Consider the following 13,562-nt stretch of genomic DNA (forward strand, 5'->3'; position numbering starts at 1 on the left):
CGAACGTCACCAGTCTTGCAGCTTGGGGGATTTAAGACACCTAGCGTAGCATTTTTAAGTCACTCAACGTAATTATTCGAGGAGTATTGCAGATGTCCACAACCTTCCTCGAGCAATCTGTCAGCGGTCCGCCGGGCGATGACGAGGCTGCAGAAGCCGACCTTGCTCGTGCACGCAAAGAACAGATCGGACGTGTAGTCGCGATCTTCGTCATGCCCTTCCTGATGGTCGGGATGATGATCACCGGGTACCTCTTCGCGATGCACGCCCCGGCTCCGAACAACATGCCCATCGCCGTTGCCGGTACGAGCCAGCAGGTGGAACAGTTCGCTCGGTCGCTCGAGGATGCCGACCCCGATGCCGTCGACGTGCGCATCGTTACGAGCGACGAACAGGCCCGCGATCTTGTTTTCGACCGTGAAGTTGCAGGCGCCGTCTCGTTGTCGGACACCGGCTCCGCCACGCTGTACACCGCCGGAGCGGCAGGAGCATCCCAGTCGTCCACGGTCACCGGCCTGGTGGCTCCCCACGTGATCGGCCAGGGTCTCGACCTCGTCACCGAGGACCTGGCACCGCTGCCCGACCACGACACCGCCGGTCTGGCGGCGATGTTCATGGCGACCGGTCTGATGCTCGCCGGGTACATGCCGTGGAGCATCACGCTGTCGAACTCGCCCGAGCTGCTCCGAAAGCGACGCGCGATCCCTCTGCTGGCCGGCTGGTCCGCGCTGATTGCCGCCCTCGTGTGGTTCGTCGCCGATCCGGTGCTCGGCGCCGTCGAGGGGCACACCGCAGCGGTTCTCGGAATCTCCTGGCTCGCAGTGTTCGCGGTGGGGTCGGTGCAGTTCTTCCTCACCCGGATCTTCGGTCCGATGGCGGTGCTCGTCGGCATGCTCTTCGTCATGGTGCTCGGTGTGCCCGCATCCAACATGGGCATGTCGATCTACACGCTGCCCTCGATGTACGTGAACTTGCACTCGTTCCTGCCCACCGCGGCCACCGGCGAAGCGCTCCGCTCCGTCCTGTATTTCGACGGCGTCGGGCTCGGTTCTCACATTCTCGTGATGGTGATCGGTGCAATTCTTGCGCTCGCTGCGGTATTCGGGATCGACGCGATCAAACGCAAGCGGAATCCGGATGCCGGCGACCCTGAGATCACGGTCGCCTCACTCACTGCAGGACCGCGCCCGCAACGCAATTGGGTCCGGTACGTGACGCTCGCAGCCTTCCCGCTCGCCATGGTCGTCATGATGTTCTCGATCATGCTCGGTGCGATGTACCAGCCGGCACCCCGTGAGATGCCCGTGACAGTAGTGGCCGCTACCGAGGATGTGGCAGAGCAGGCGGTCGCAGGCCTCGAACAGAACATGGACGGCCTCTTCGAGTTCACCGCGTCGGCATCCGTAGACGAAGCGCGTGCCGCCGTGCAGGATCGCAGCGTCGTCGCGGCATACGTGCTGCCGTCGGCCGATTCGCCCACCGCGACGTTGATCGCGAACCAGTCGGCAGGGATGAGCCAGCAGCAGGTCGTGTCGATGACGTTCGAGCAGGTGGCCGCAGGCCAGCAGGTCCCGCTGACGATCGAGGACATCGCCCCGCTGCCGGGGTCCGACACCATGGGCACGGTCGCGATGTACGTCGCGATGGGCTGGATCATGTCGGGCTTCATGCTCGCCGTCGTGGGCAACAGTGCCGCTCCGGCGGCCATGCGGCTCAAGACGCTGCTGCCGATCGCCGCAGGCTTCTCGGTGTTCATGTCGCTGGTCGTGTGGGTGATTGCTGCTCCGCTCACCGGCGCCGTCGACGGGCACTTCCTGCAACTGTTTGGTACCGGAGTGCTGGCGATCTTCACGACGTCGATGTTCGCCACGTTCCTCACGAGGTTGTTCGGCATGCTCGCCGTGGTCCCGGCAGTCGCAGTCCTGATGTTCCTGGGTGTGCCCGCGTCGAACGGCGCAATGTCGATCTTCATGAGCCCGGAGATCTTCCGGGTGCTGCACGACGTCCTGCCGATGCCCGCGGCGGTGGAGTCGGTCCGGTCGATCATGTACTTCGGTGCGGACAACGTCGGCGGCCACCTGGTGACGTTCGTGATCTGGGGTGTCGTCTCGCTCGTATGCGTGATCGCGGTCGACCTGGTTCGCGCTGGTAAGCCCGTGCAGGAGGCCGAGGTCTAGCGTCCCGCACCCGTCGATTCGCTGTGCTGGTCCGGTCAGCGGGTTTCGGCTCTTATCGGGCCACCTCGCGACGGTCGTCGGCGAGCCGCCGTGTGCGGCCTGCACGGTCGAGCTGATCGAGCAACGGCAGCACCACACGTCGGGTCGTCCCCAGCCGCTCCCGCGCGGCACTGGTCGTGAACGGCTGCTCCAGCTCCCGAAGCAGTGTCACGGCTGCGTCGGCGGCGTCGGGAAGCAGGACGATCCCCGGGCCGACCCGCCACAGTTGCCCGCTGCGGTCGGCCGCTCCCAGAGCCCGGTCGTCCAGGCCGAGCTCGCGGAGCCGGTCGGCTGTCGGGGCGACGAACGGCGCCGCGAGGAGATCGCGGCGTACCACGTCGACGGCCGTCCGGACCTTGCTCGGCAGTACCTCTGTTGCAGGTCCGGCGACCCGGCCCCCGACCACGCGGAGGGGTGGGCGTACCAGCGCCCGGACCACATCGGAAGTAGGAAGTCGCAGCTGTGACGCCAGAACGGTCAGCGGGACGGCCGGATCCAGCGGATGCGCGTGAGCATGCTGCTGGACGAGTGCGGGCAGCCGATCGGCGACCGCTCTTGCGAGGGCGGGTGCGACGAGCCACGGTCCTATGGCCAGGTGGTCGCCGGCCTCCTCGGGGATGCCCAATCGACGCAGCTGCTCTCGGTGCAGGAGTCCGCGGCGGGCGAGTTCGTCCGCCAGCCTCGCAGTGCCGTCTGCGCCCGCGAGCTGCCGGGCCCGGCGTGCCGCGGCACCGCGTCGCCGGAGGCGTGGCGGGTCGGGATCGAGCACGTCGGCACGCCAGATCATCCGGCGTCCGGGGTCGCGAAGCAGGGCGCGGTCGCCGATGCGGAGAGGCAGCGCCCGGTCGAGGGTGAGCCTGACGAGATCGTCCCCGAGAGGGCGGCACCGGACTGCGACATCCACCGCCCCGATATGCAGCACCGGAGCGACCGGAGGCCGGTCCGTTCCGGTGATCCGCACGTCCACGACGGAGGTGTGGTGCCATGCGCCGGGTGTCACGAGCACACTGCCCCGGACCACGTCGTCGACCCGGCCGCTCAGATTGAGCGCGACCCTGGCCACGCCGCTCACTGCTGTCTCGTCGCTACCGAGCGCCTGGACACCGCGCACCCGCACAGGCGTGTCGCCGACGGCGAGTGTGTCTCCGACGCGGACCGTCCCGGCGGGCAGCGTCCCGGTGACGACGGTCCCCGCTCCTCGCACGGTGAACCGGCGGTCGACCCAGAGCCGGACGTCGGCGTCCGGGTCCGGATCGGGCAGCTCGGCGACCATCGTCACCAAAGCTGAGCGAAGGTCGTCGAGCCCCATCCCAGTGTGGCCGCTCACGGCGACGACGCGAGCCCCCGCCAAACCCGTGCGGGCAATCTCCGCGGTGGCCTGCGCGGCAGCGGGACCCGGATCAGTGAGATCGGCGCGGGTTACCGCGATGACGGCGTGCCGCACACCGAGAGCGTCCAGCGCGGCGAGGTGTTCGGCCGCTTGCGGCATCCACGGGTCGTCGGCGGCCACCACGAACAACACCGCCGGGACCGGTCCCACTCCGGCGAGCATCGTCGTCAGGAAGCGCTCGTGTCCGGGGACGTCGACGAAGGCGACCTCCCCTACGTCCGGCCAGGACGTCCAGCAGTAGCCGAGCTCGATGGTCAGCCCTCGCCGCCGTTCCTCGACGAGCCGATCGGGGTCGGCGCCGGTGAGCGCTTCGACCAGCGTGGACTTTCCGTGATCGACGTGGCCGGCGGTCGCGATGACGTGCATCAGCGTTCTTCGTGGCCGGCCGCGCACCTGACGGCGTCGATCAGGTCGTCGTCCTCGTCGGGAGCGACCGTCAGCAGGTCGAGCAACAGCCGGGCGCGCTCGACTCGTCCGACGACAGGTTTCGCGCCGAGTCGCAATGGGCCGGCGAGGCGTTCGGGCAGGGCGATCGCGACGCTGGGCAGGATGACGTCCGGGGCACCGCCGCCTCCCACAACACCGTCGGAGTCGAACACCTCCGGATTCAACTCGGCCGGGAGCGCGGCGCAGATCGTCCGCGCCCGGGCACGGAGATCGTCCGGCCGGGCGGCCAGCGCGGCCGGCACCGGAGGGGTCGGCCCCGTCAGTGTCGCCTCCAGCGCAGCCAGGGTGAGCTTGTCGACGCGAAGTGCACGAGCGAACGGGTCGCGTCGAAGCCGTTCCACCAGCCCCGACTCGCCGAGCAGCAGTCCGGCCTGCGGACCTCCGAGCAACTTGTCGCCCGAGGCGGTCACGAGTTCGGCTCCGGCGCGCAGCGCACTGGCGGCGTCCGGCTCGTTCGGCAGACGCGGATGTGGGGCCAGCAGCCCCGACCCGATGTCGACCACCACCGGCAGGCCCAACCCCGCCAGCTCCCGGACCGGCACCGACGACGTGAAGCCGCTGACCGTGAAGTTCGACGGATGCACCTTGAGAACGAAGGCGGTGTCGTCGTCGACCGCCGCGGCATAGTCGCTCAGACGCACCCGGTTGGTGGTACCGACCTCCCGCAACCTGGCGCCCACGGACTCCAGCAGTTCCGGGATCCGGAAGCCGTCGCCGATCTCGACCAGCTCGCCCCGCGCGATCACGATCGAGCGGCCACCGCGCGCAAGCACCCGGGCGACCAGTGCGAGCGCGGCTGCGCCGTTGTTCACCACGTGGACGCCTCCGGCGTCGGGCACCTGCTCTGCGAGGGCCTGGAGGGCGCCACGCCCGCGCCGGCCGCGCCGACCCGTGGCCAGGTCCAGTTCGACATCGGTCGCGCCTGCCGCCGCGGTCACGGCGTCCACCGCCGCGCGGGAGAGCGGGGCGCGGCCGAGATTGGTGTGCACCACCACCCCGGTCGCGTTGACGACGCGGCGCAGGGTGGTCGCCCCGTCGGGCAACGATGCGACCGCTTCGTCGGCGACGGCGGCCGGTTCGATCTCGCCGGCGCGGCACCGCTGCTGGGCCGCGGTCACCGTCTGCTTGACCAGGCGGGTGCCGAGCCGGTCGACGGCTTCACGCAGTCGCGGGTCCGCGAGGATCTGGTCGGTGCGGGGGGTGCCCCGTCTCGGGTCCGGCACGCCCCTCCTCATCCCACGGCTGACCTGAAATCCGGCGGAGGCGGACGGGAATCGAACCCGCCTGACCCAGATACTGGGCCACAACGGTTTTGAAGACCGCGTCCATCACCAGACGAGAACCGCCTCCGCGCTCACCCTAACCGAAGTCGAGTCCCGTGTTACGGCTCGCCCGTATGTTGGGCCCATGACCACACACGTCCACCTTCCCGAGGGCATCAGACTCACCCAGTACGCAGCGGGCGGTGGCTGCGCTTGCAAGGTTCCGCCGGGTGAGCTCGAGCGGGTGCTCGGTGGTCTGCAGGGCGGCCGTGCCGGAGGCGACCTGCTGGTCGGTGTCGAAAACGGAGACGACGGTGCGGCGGTCCGGATCGACGCGGCACCCGACGGCAGCGGCCGAGCGCTGATCGTGACCGCCGACTTCTTCACCCCGGTCGTCGACGACCCCTACGACTGGGGACGAATCGCCGCCACCAACGCCATGTCCGACGTCTATGCGATGGGAGGCACGCCGATCGTCGCGGTGAACCTGCTCGGCTGGCCGCGGGAACTCATTCCCTTCGAGCTGGCCGCCGAGGTGATGCGGGGCGGTGCCGACGCGTGTGCCGAGGCCGGTGCTCATCTCGCCGGCGGGCACAGCATCGACGATCGGGAGCCGAAGTACGGGCTCGCGGTCACCGGGCTGGGCGACCCGGACCGCCTGCTGCGCAATGATGCTGCCGCGCCGGGCCTGCCGCTCACCCTGACCAAACCGCTCGGACTCGGCATCCTCAACAACCGCCACAAGGCCACCGGCGAGCGGTTCGAGGAAGCGGTCGCGGTGATGACGACTCTCAACCGCGACGCGGCGCAACTCGCCCATGCGGCCGGGGTCCGTGCCGCCACCGACGTGACGGGTTTCGGCTTGCTGGGACACCTGATGAAGATGATGCGTGCCAGCGGCACGACTGCGGTGCTCGACGCCTCGAACGTGCCGTATGTCGCGGGGGCAAGGGAATCCCTCGCGGAGGGGTTCGTACCGGGCGGGAGCCGCCGGAATCTCGAGTGGGTCCGTGACGAGGTGGATTCCGAGTTGGGCGAGGACGAGCTGATCCTGCTCGCCGACGCGCAGACGTCCGGCGGTCTTCTGGTCGTCGGGGAGCTGCCGGGCCACCCGGTGATCGGCGAGGTGGTTCCGGCCGGCGCGCACGCGATCCGGGTGCGCTGACGGCTCGCGCGAGGGGACATCCCGGCCGACCTGCATCGAACGCGGTTCCTCGGCGCGGAACCCACTCGGCCGATAGGATTCGTGATCAACAGTGCAGCGGAGGAGGTCCCATGGCAGAGAACGGCGCGTCTCTTCCGTGGCCCGTCCTGCGCCAGCTTCTCGGCCGAGATCTGCTCGGACGTGGCAAGGCAGCTCGATCCCGGCGCACCGACGAGGTCGAACCACGCACCTCTACCGCCGATCGGGTGGCGCACAGCGTGTGCCCCTATTGCGCAGTCGGCTGCGGACAGAACATCTTCGTCAAGGACGAGAAGATCGTCCAGATCGAGGGCAATCCCGACAGCCCGGTGAACCGTGGACGGCTCTGTCCGAAGGGTTCGGCGAGCAAGAATCTCGTCACCAGCGAGCTGCGTGAGACCAAGGTCCGCTACCGCCGGCCCTACGGCACCGAATGGGAAGACCTCGACCTGGACACGGCCATGGAGATGGTCGTCGACCGTGTGTTGCAGACCCGGCGCGACACCTGGCAGGAACTCGACGAGAAGGGTCGCCGCGTCCGACGCACGATGGGCATCGCAAGCCTCGGCGGTGCGACGCTGGACAACGAGGAGAACTACCTCATCAAGAAGCTGTTCACGGCGATGGGGGCGATCCAGGTCGAGAATCAGGCCCGCATATGACACTCCGCCACCGTCCCCGGTCTGGGGACCAGCTTCGGGCGCGGCGGCGCCACCGGCTACACAGCCGACCTGGCCAACGCTGACTGCATCGTCATTCAGGGCTCCAACATGGCCGAGGCCCACCCCGTGGGCTTCCAGTGGGTCGTGGAGGCCCAGATGCGCGGTGCCCGCATCATCCACGTCGATCCGCGCTTCACACGCACCAGCGCAGTGGCGGACAAGCATGTGCCCATCCGGGTCGGCAGCGACATCGCCTTCCTCGGTGGCGTCATCAACTATGTCTTGAGCAACGAGCTGGACTTCCGCGAATACGTCGTCAACTACACCAACGCGGCGATGCTCGTCAGCGACAAGTTCGAGGACACCGACGACCTCGACGGGCTCTTCTCGGGCTTCGACCCCGAGACGCGTACCTACGATCCGACGAGCTGGCAATACGACGTCGAGGACGAGCCGGGAGATCTGCACGACTCCCAGGCCGAGAACTCCGGGGACCACGCCAAGCACCGGGCCACCGCCGCGGGTATGCAACACGAGGCGCACGGCATCCAGATCTCGGGTCACCCGAAGCGCGACGAGACCCTGCAGCATCCGCGTTGCGTGTACCAGGTGCTCAAGCGACACTTCGCGCGCTATACGCCCGAGGTCGTCGAGCAGGTGTGCGGCGTCTCGCAGGAGGACTTCCTCGACGTCTGCCGCGCGTGGACCGAGAACTCCGGCCGGGAGCGGACGACGGCGCTCGTCTACAGCGTGGGCTGGACCCAGCACAGTGTGGGCGTGCAGTACATCCGCACCGGCGCGATCCTGCAGTTGCTGCTCGGCAACATGGGCCGCCCCGGCGGAGGCATCATGGCGCTGCGTGGTCACGCCAGTATCCAGGGCTCGACCGACATTCCGACACTGTTCAACCTGTTGCCCGGCTACCTGCCGATGCCCGACGCGAACAAGCACCATTCGTTCACGGACTGGGTCGACAGCGTGCGCAACCCGGGCAGCAAGGGTTTCTGGTCGAAGGCCGACGCCTACGCGGTGAACCTGCTCAAGGCCTACTGGGGCGACGCGGCGACCGCCGACAACGACTACTGCTTCGACTACATGCCGAAGATCACCGGCGATCACGGCACCTACCGCTCCGTGCTCGACATGATCGACGGAAAGGTCAAGGGCTATTTCCTCCTCGGTCAGAACCCCGCCGTGGGATCCGCTCACGGGCGGGCCCAGCGGCTGGGGATGGCGAATCTCGACTGGCTCGTGGTGCGCGACCTCTTCGAGATCGAGAGCGCCAACTTCTGGAAGGAATCCCCCGAGGTCGAGACCGGGGAGATCGTGACCGAGGAATGCGCTACCGAGGTGTTCCTCTTCCCGGCCGCCTCCTACGCGGAGAAGGAGGGCAGCTTCACGCAGACCCAGCGGATGCTGCAATGGCGGGAGAAGGCCGTCGAGCCGCCGGAGGACTGCCGTTCGGAACTGTGGTTCTTCTACCACCTCGGCCGCATGATGCGGGAGCGTCTGGCCGAGTCGACCGACGAGCGCGACCGGCCGCTGCTCGACCTGGCATGGGATTATCCAGTGCACGGCGAGCACGACGAGCCCAGCGCCGAAGCCGTGCTGATGGAGATCAACGGCTACGACGTGGCGACGCGCCGGCCGCTGTCGTCGTTCACCGAGATGAAGGACGACGGCTCCACCCTGGGTGGCTGCTGGATCTACACCGGTGTCTATGCCGACGGCGTCAACCAGGCCAACCGCCGCAAGTCCCGTCACGAGCAGTCGTTCGTGGCTCCGGAGTGGGGTTGGGCGTGGCCGATGAACCGTCGCATCCTCTACAACCGGGCGTCCGCCGATCCCGAGGGCAGACCGTGGAGCGAACGCAAGGCCTATGTGTGGTGGGACGCCGACGCGCAACAGTGGACCGGCGAGGACGTGCCCGACTTCGAGAAGACCAAGCCGCCGAGCTACCGCGCGCCGGCGGGTGCCGACGGTGTCGAGGCGATCGAGGGAATCGATCCGTTCATCATGCAGGGCGACGGCAAGGGCGCCCTCTACGCACCGCAGGGACTGGTCGACGGCCCGATGCCGACCCACTACGAACCTGTGGAGTCGCCGTTCCGGAACCAGCTCTACGGGCAGCAGGCCAACCCGACGCGCGTCGAGTACCGCCGCGACGACAACCCGATGAACCCCGCCCCGCCCGAGGAGCACGTCGACGTCTTCCCGTTCGTGTTCACGACCAGCCGGCTCACCGAGCACCACACCGCGGGCGGGATGAGCCGGTACCTCGAACATCTCGCCGAGCTTCAACCGGAGATGTTCGTAGAGGTCTCGCCTGCACTGGCAGCCGAGCGTGGCCTCGAGCACATGGGGTGGTGCCACGTCGTCACCGCACGTTCGGTGGTCGAGGGCCGGGTACTGGTGACGGAGCGACTGCGGCCGCTGAAGGTCGAAGGACGTACCGTCCACCAGGTCTGGATGCCCTACCACTGGGGCAGCGGCGGCCTGGTCAAGGGTGATTCCGCCAACGACCTGTTCGGCATCACGCTCGACCCGAACGTGCTCATTCAAGAATCCAAGGTCGGTACGTGCGATGTCCAGCCAGGACGGCGCCCGACCGGAGCGGCGATGCGACAGTACGTCGAGGAGTACACGAGCAGGGCCGGGGTAACCGACGCCGAGTACCCACCCATCGTCACCGTCTCGGACGACATTGTCACCGCCTCGGAAGACACAGGTACCCAAGAGGAGGAGGACGACGAGTGATCGGCCGCAACAGTCTCTTCGGACCGCTCGACCCGGCACCCGATGCCGGGTACGAGGATTCGCCGCCACGGAAGGGCTTCTTCACCGACACGAGCGTGTGCATCGGATGCAAGGCCTGCGAGGTCGCATGCAAGGAATGGAACGACGTCCCCGAGAACCTGTTTCAGATGCTGGGCACCTCCTACGACAACAGCCACTCGCTCAACGCCAATCAGTGGCGGCACGTCGCCTTCATCGAACGCCCGGTGGAGAAGCCGGCCGCGGTGTCGTTGGGCATGCCCTCCGTCGGTGCGGCACCGAGTGATCGGCCGGATGAGGAGAAACCCGACTTCCAGTGGCTGATGTCCTCGGACGTGTGCAAGCACTGCACCCACGCGGCCTGTCTCGACGTCTGCCCCACCGGTTCCCTGTTCCGAAGCGAGTTCGGCACCGTGGTCGTGCAGGACGAGATCTGCAACGGCTGCGGCTACTGCGTGGCCGCCTGTCCGTACGGTGTCATCGACCGTCGCAAGGGACCGGAGGACGACCCGAAGGTCGGAATCGCCCAGAAGTGCACGCTCTGCTACGACCGGCTCACCGACGGCCAGACACCCTCGTGTGCGCAGGCCTGCCCCACCGAGTCGATCCAGTTCGGCGACGTCGAGGAGTTGCGTGCGCGGGCCGACGAGCGACTGGCGTTGTTGCACGAGCGGGGGGTATCGGAGGCACGTCTCTACGGCAACGATCCGGAGGATGGGGTCGGCGGAACCGGCGCCTTCTTCCTGCTGCTCGACGAGCCGGAGGTCTACGGACTGCCTCCGGACCCGGTGGTGACCACCAAGGACCTACCGGAGATGTGGGGTCGGGCCGCCGTCGCGGCGGTCGCGATGCTGGCGGGTGCTGCCGTGTCGTTCCTGAGGAGGCGCGGATGACCCAGGTGCAGCACGGCGGCAGTCCGGGCAATCCCCATCGGTCGGGTGGCGCTCGGGGCGGCGACCGGGTGATGGTGCCGGAAGCCGACTTCGAGTCCTATTACGGGCGCCCCATCGTGAAGCCCGCGCCGTGGGAGCACGACATCGCTGTCTACCTGTTCACCGGTGGCGTGGCGGCCGGATCTTCTCTGCTCGCCGCGGGCGCGGACCTGACCGGTCGCCCTGCACTGCGTCGCGTCGCCCGGTTGGGGTCGCTCGTGTCCCTGCTCGTCAGTGTCGGCGCCCTCGTTCGCGACCTGGGCAGGCCGAGCCGTTTCCTCAACATGCTGCGGGTCGTGAAGCCGACGTCGCCGATGTCGGTCGGTACCTGGATCCTGTCTCTGCACGGTCCGTTCGCGGGTATCGCCGCGGCGGCGGAAGTGGCCGGAATGTTGCCCGACGGCTGGAAGCGGGGTCCGGTCCGGCTACTGCTCGCCCTCGGTCGGCCCGCCGGGATTGCGGGGGCCCTGACCGCAGCACCGGTGGCTTCCTACACGGGAGTGCTGCTCTCCGACACCGCCACCCCGGCCTGGCATTCGGCCTACAAGGAGCTTCCCTTCGTGTTCTGTGGGTCGGCTGCCGCGGCGTCCGGCGGTCTCGGTCTCCTGGGCGCGCCCGTCGACGAGGCCGGTCCTGCGCGCGCGTTCGCAGTCGGCGGCGCGTTCGTCGAGCTCGCAACAGAACATCGGATGGAACAATCGATGGGTCTGCCCGCCGAGACACTTCATCGGGGCAGGACCGGACAGTTCATGAGGGTCAGCAAGGCCCTGACGGCGCTGGGTGCCATCGGAGCATTCGCCGGGCGTCGCAGCCGAGTGTTGTCGATGGTGTCCGGTGCCGCACTCATGGCGGGCTCGCTGTGCACTCGCCTCGGCGTCTACGAGGCGGGTATCGCCTCGGCGAAAGACCCGAAGTACACCGTCGTTCCGCAGCGTGAACGGGTCGATCGCGGGGAGCCGGTGCGCTACCGGGGTTGAGGACGGCCGTCACCGAGGTGCCCGCAGCCCGGCTACGTCGCGACCGGCGCGAGCATCAGCGACGGCGACTCGATTCCGTTCGAATCGAACGACTCGAGTACCGCGCCGGTCAGGGCGCGGCGGACCGCCCACTGCTTGCCGGCTCGCACCCGCACGGTCATGCGGAGGGTGACCGCGCCGGCGGTGACCGAGTTCACGCCGAGCAGTTCGGGTTTTTCCAGAACGTAGGGTGCGATGTCGTCGCGGTCGGCCGTTTCGATCACCGCACGGAATGCGACCTGTTGCGCGCGGTCGACGTTCGCCGTGGGGGCGATCGGCACATCGACGACCGCGACCGCGTGACCCTGGCTCATGTTGCCGACTCGCAGAATCTCCCCGTTGCGGCAGTACCACAGTGTCCCGTCGATGTCGCGGATCGTCGTCACCCGGAGTCCGACGGATTCGACCGTGCCGATGGCATCTCCCACATCGACCACGTCACCCACTCCGTATTGGTCCTCGAGCAGCATGAACATGCCGGAGATGAAATCCCGGACCAGGTTCTGAGCGCCGAAACCGAGCGCGACACCGGCGATACCGGCCGAGGCGATGAACGGTGCGACGTTGAAGCCGAGCCTGTCGAGGGTCTGCAACACGACCCATCCCAGCACGATGATGGACACGCCGGATTTGAAAACGGATCCGATGGTCTGGGCGCGCTGAGCGCGTCGCTCGCGTGCGGCCGGATCGCCGAGGGGCTTGCCCGCGCGATCCTGCAGGGGGCGCAGGATCGACCGCTTGGGTGGCCGGGCGGGATCGCGGGGCAGCGTCATGCGGTCGATCAGTTTGTGCAGCACATATCTGAGCACCACTGCGACAACGATGTAGCTGACGATCGCGAGTGGCTTGTGGATCAGCCACTCGCGATTCGTGTCGGTCAATTCGAAGGCGAGAAGCGAGATAGACATTGCACGCGAGGTTACCGAATCGTGACCATTGGTGCTGCAGGGTGTGATGAGTCCGATCGAACGATTCAGGTGAACACGACGAGCCAGACCGCAACTGCGTGACACGCCGCCGCGATGACGGTAGCGGCGTGGAAGAACTCATGGTGCCCGAACGTCGAGGGCCACGGGTCGGGCCATTTCGTCGCGTACAGAATCGCTCCGGCGCTGTAGAACAGTCCGCCCACGACGAGCAGGACCATCGGGGCGACGCCCACTTCGGATACGAGGTCGCCGGCGACGGGAACGATCGCCCATCCGAGTAGGAGATAGAGGGGCACGCCCACCCATCGCGGTGCGGTCGGCCACAGCATCTTCAGTGCGACGCCACCCGCTGCGCCCGCCCAGACGATCGTCAGAAGTGTCCGCCCGGTCTCGGGTGGCAAAGCGAGGGTCGCGAACGGGGTGTAGCTGCCTGCGATGAAGACGAAGATCATCGAATGGTCGGCTCGCTTCATCCACATTCTGTGCCGGGGGTTGTGCCAGTGGACGCGGTGGTAGAGGGCACTGATTCCGAAGAGGCCGCACACCGTGATGCTGTAGATCAGGGTCGGCCACGTCGCGGTGGGATGCATCATCGTGGCGGCGTACACCAGAACGATGCCCGCGATCACCGCGGCCCCGAATGCCCACAGGTGGATCCACCCGCGCATGCGAGGTTTGACGGGCAGCTCGTCGATTCCGAAGGCCGTCATCTGGGTGGATCCTTCCCGACCGGACAGTAACCTACGGTTG

General features: G+C 67.7%; 9 protein-coding genes and 1 tRNA gene. 5 read left to right on the forward strand and 5 right to left on the reverse strand.

Features of this window, described 5'->3' with window-relative positions:
* Positions 1–92 precede the first annotated feature (92 nt).
* Entirely contained in the window at positions 93–2,177 is a 2,085-nt protein-coding gene (locus MWU77_RS02945) for an ABC transporter permease (protein WP_247272893.1), read from the forward strand.
* A 52-nt stretch (positions 2,178–2,229) separates the two neighbouring features.
* Here MWU77_RS02945 and selB read toward each other — a convergent pair whose 3' ends face one another.
* From selB to MWU77_RS02960, 3 genes are all read right to left on the reverse strand, one after another.
* On the reverse strand, positions 2,230–3,972 hold the full coding sequence (gene selB / locus MWU77_RS02950) for a selenocysteine-specific translation elongation factor (protein ID WP_247272894.1): 1,743 nt from the start codon (positions 3,970–3,972) through the stop codon (positions 2,230–2,232).
* Positions 3,972–5,276: an L-seryl-tRNA(Sec) selenium transferase gene (gene selA / locus MWU77_RS02955; RefSeq protein WP_247272895.1), complete on the reverse strand. Its 1,305-nt coding sequence runs from the start codon at positions 5,274–5,276 to the stop codon at positions 3,972–3,974. The genes selB and selA overlap by 1 nt, the downstream gene beginning before the upstream one ends.
* 35 nt (positions 5,277–5,311) lie before the next feature.
* A tRNA-Sec gene (locus MWU77_RS02960) sits at positions 5,312–5,403 on the reverse strand.
* A 57-nt stretch (positions 5,404–5,460) separates the two neighbouring features.
* Here MWU77_RS02960 and selD point away from each other — a divergent pair.
* The 4 genes from selD (at position 5,461) to nrfD (ending at position 11,844) form a co-directional block, all read left to right on the forward strand.
* On the forward strand, positions 5,461–6,480 hold the full coding sequence (gene selD, locus MWU77_RS02965) for a selenide, water dikinase SelD (protein WP_169687725.1): 1,020 nt from the start codon (positions 5,461–5,463) through the stop codon (positions 6,478–6,480).
* Between the two features lie 110 nt (positions 6,481–6,590).
* Positions 6,591–9,917 carry a formate dehydrogenase gene (gene fdh, locus MWU77_RS02970; protein WP_247272896.1) on the forward strand — a complete coding sequence of 1,109 codons (3,327 nt, stop codon included), beginning with the start codon at positions 6,591–6,593 and terminating at the stop codon, positions 9,915–9,917.
* Positions 9,914–10,828: a 4Fe-4S dicluster domain-containing protein gene (locus MWU77_RS02975; protein ID WP_169687722.1), complete on the forward strand. Its 915-nt coding sequence runs from the start codon at positions 9,914–9,916 to the stop codon at positions 10,826–10,828. The genes fdh and MWU77_RS02975 overlap by 4 nt, the downstream gene beginning before the upstream one ends.
* The gene (nrfD, locus tag MWU77_RS02980; RefSeq protein ID WP_169687721.1) at positions 10,825–11,844 is read left to right on the forward strand and encodes an NrfD/PsrC family molybdoenzyme membrane anchor subunit; all 1,020 of its coding nucleotides are present in this window, start codon (positions 10,825–10,827) and stop codon (positions 11,842–11,844) included. Before MWU77_RS02975 ends, nrfD begins: the two co-directional genes overlap by 4 nt.
* A gap of 32 nt (positions 11,845–11,876) precedes the next feature.
* Here nrfD and MWU77_RS02985 read toward each other — a convergent pair whose 3' ends face one another.
* A complete protein-coding gene (locus tag MWU77_RS02985; RefSeq protein WP_169687720.1) occupies positions 11,877–12,791 on the reverse strand; it encodes a mechanosensitive ion channel family protein in 915 nt (304 codons plus the stop codon).
* A gap of 65 nt (positions 12,792–12,856) precedes the next feature.
* Positions 12,857–13,522 carry a hemolysin III family protein gene (locus tag MWU77_RS02990; protein WP_169687719.1) on the reverse strand — a complete coding sequence of 222 codons (666 nt, stop codon included), beginning with the start codon at positions 13,520–13,522 and terminating at the stop codon, positions 12,857–12,859.
* Between the last annotated feature and the right edge of the window lie 40 nt (positions 13,523–13,562).

The sequence above is a fragment of the Rhodococcus sp. F64268 genome (assembly GCF_023015605.1).
GTDB lineage: Bacteria > Actinomycetota > Actinomycetes > Mycobacteriales > Mycobacteriaceae > Rhodococcus.

Coding starts and splice junctions, on each gene's coding strand:
- MWU77_RS02990 (WP_169687719.1), bottom strand. CDS start 13,522: ATGACGGCCTTCGGAATCGACGAGCTGCCCGTCAAACCTCGCATGCGC.
- nrfD (WP_169687721.1), top strand. CDS start 10,825: ATGACCCAGGTGCAGCACGGCGGCAGTCCGGGCAATCCCCATCGGTCG.
- MWU77_RS02945 (WP_247272893.1), top strand. CDS start 93: ATGTCCACAACCTTCCTCGAGCAATCTGTCAGCGGTCCGCCGGGCGAT.
- MWU77_RS02985 (WP_169687720.1), bottom strand. CDS start 12,791: ATGTCTATCTCGCTTCTCGCCTTCGAATTGACCGACACGAATCGCGAG.
- selD (WP_169687725.1), top strand. CDS start 5,461: ATGACCACACACGTCCACCTTCCCGAGGGCATCAGACTCACCCAGTAC.
- selB (WP_247272894.1), bottom strand. CDS start 3,972: ATGCACGTCATCGCGACCGCCGGCCACGTCGATCACGGAAAGTCCACG.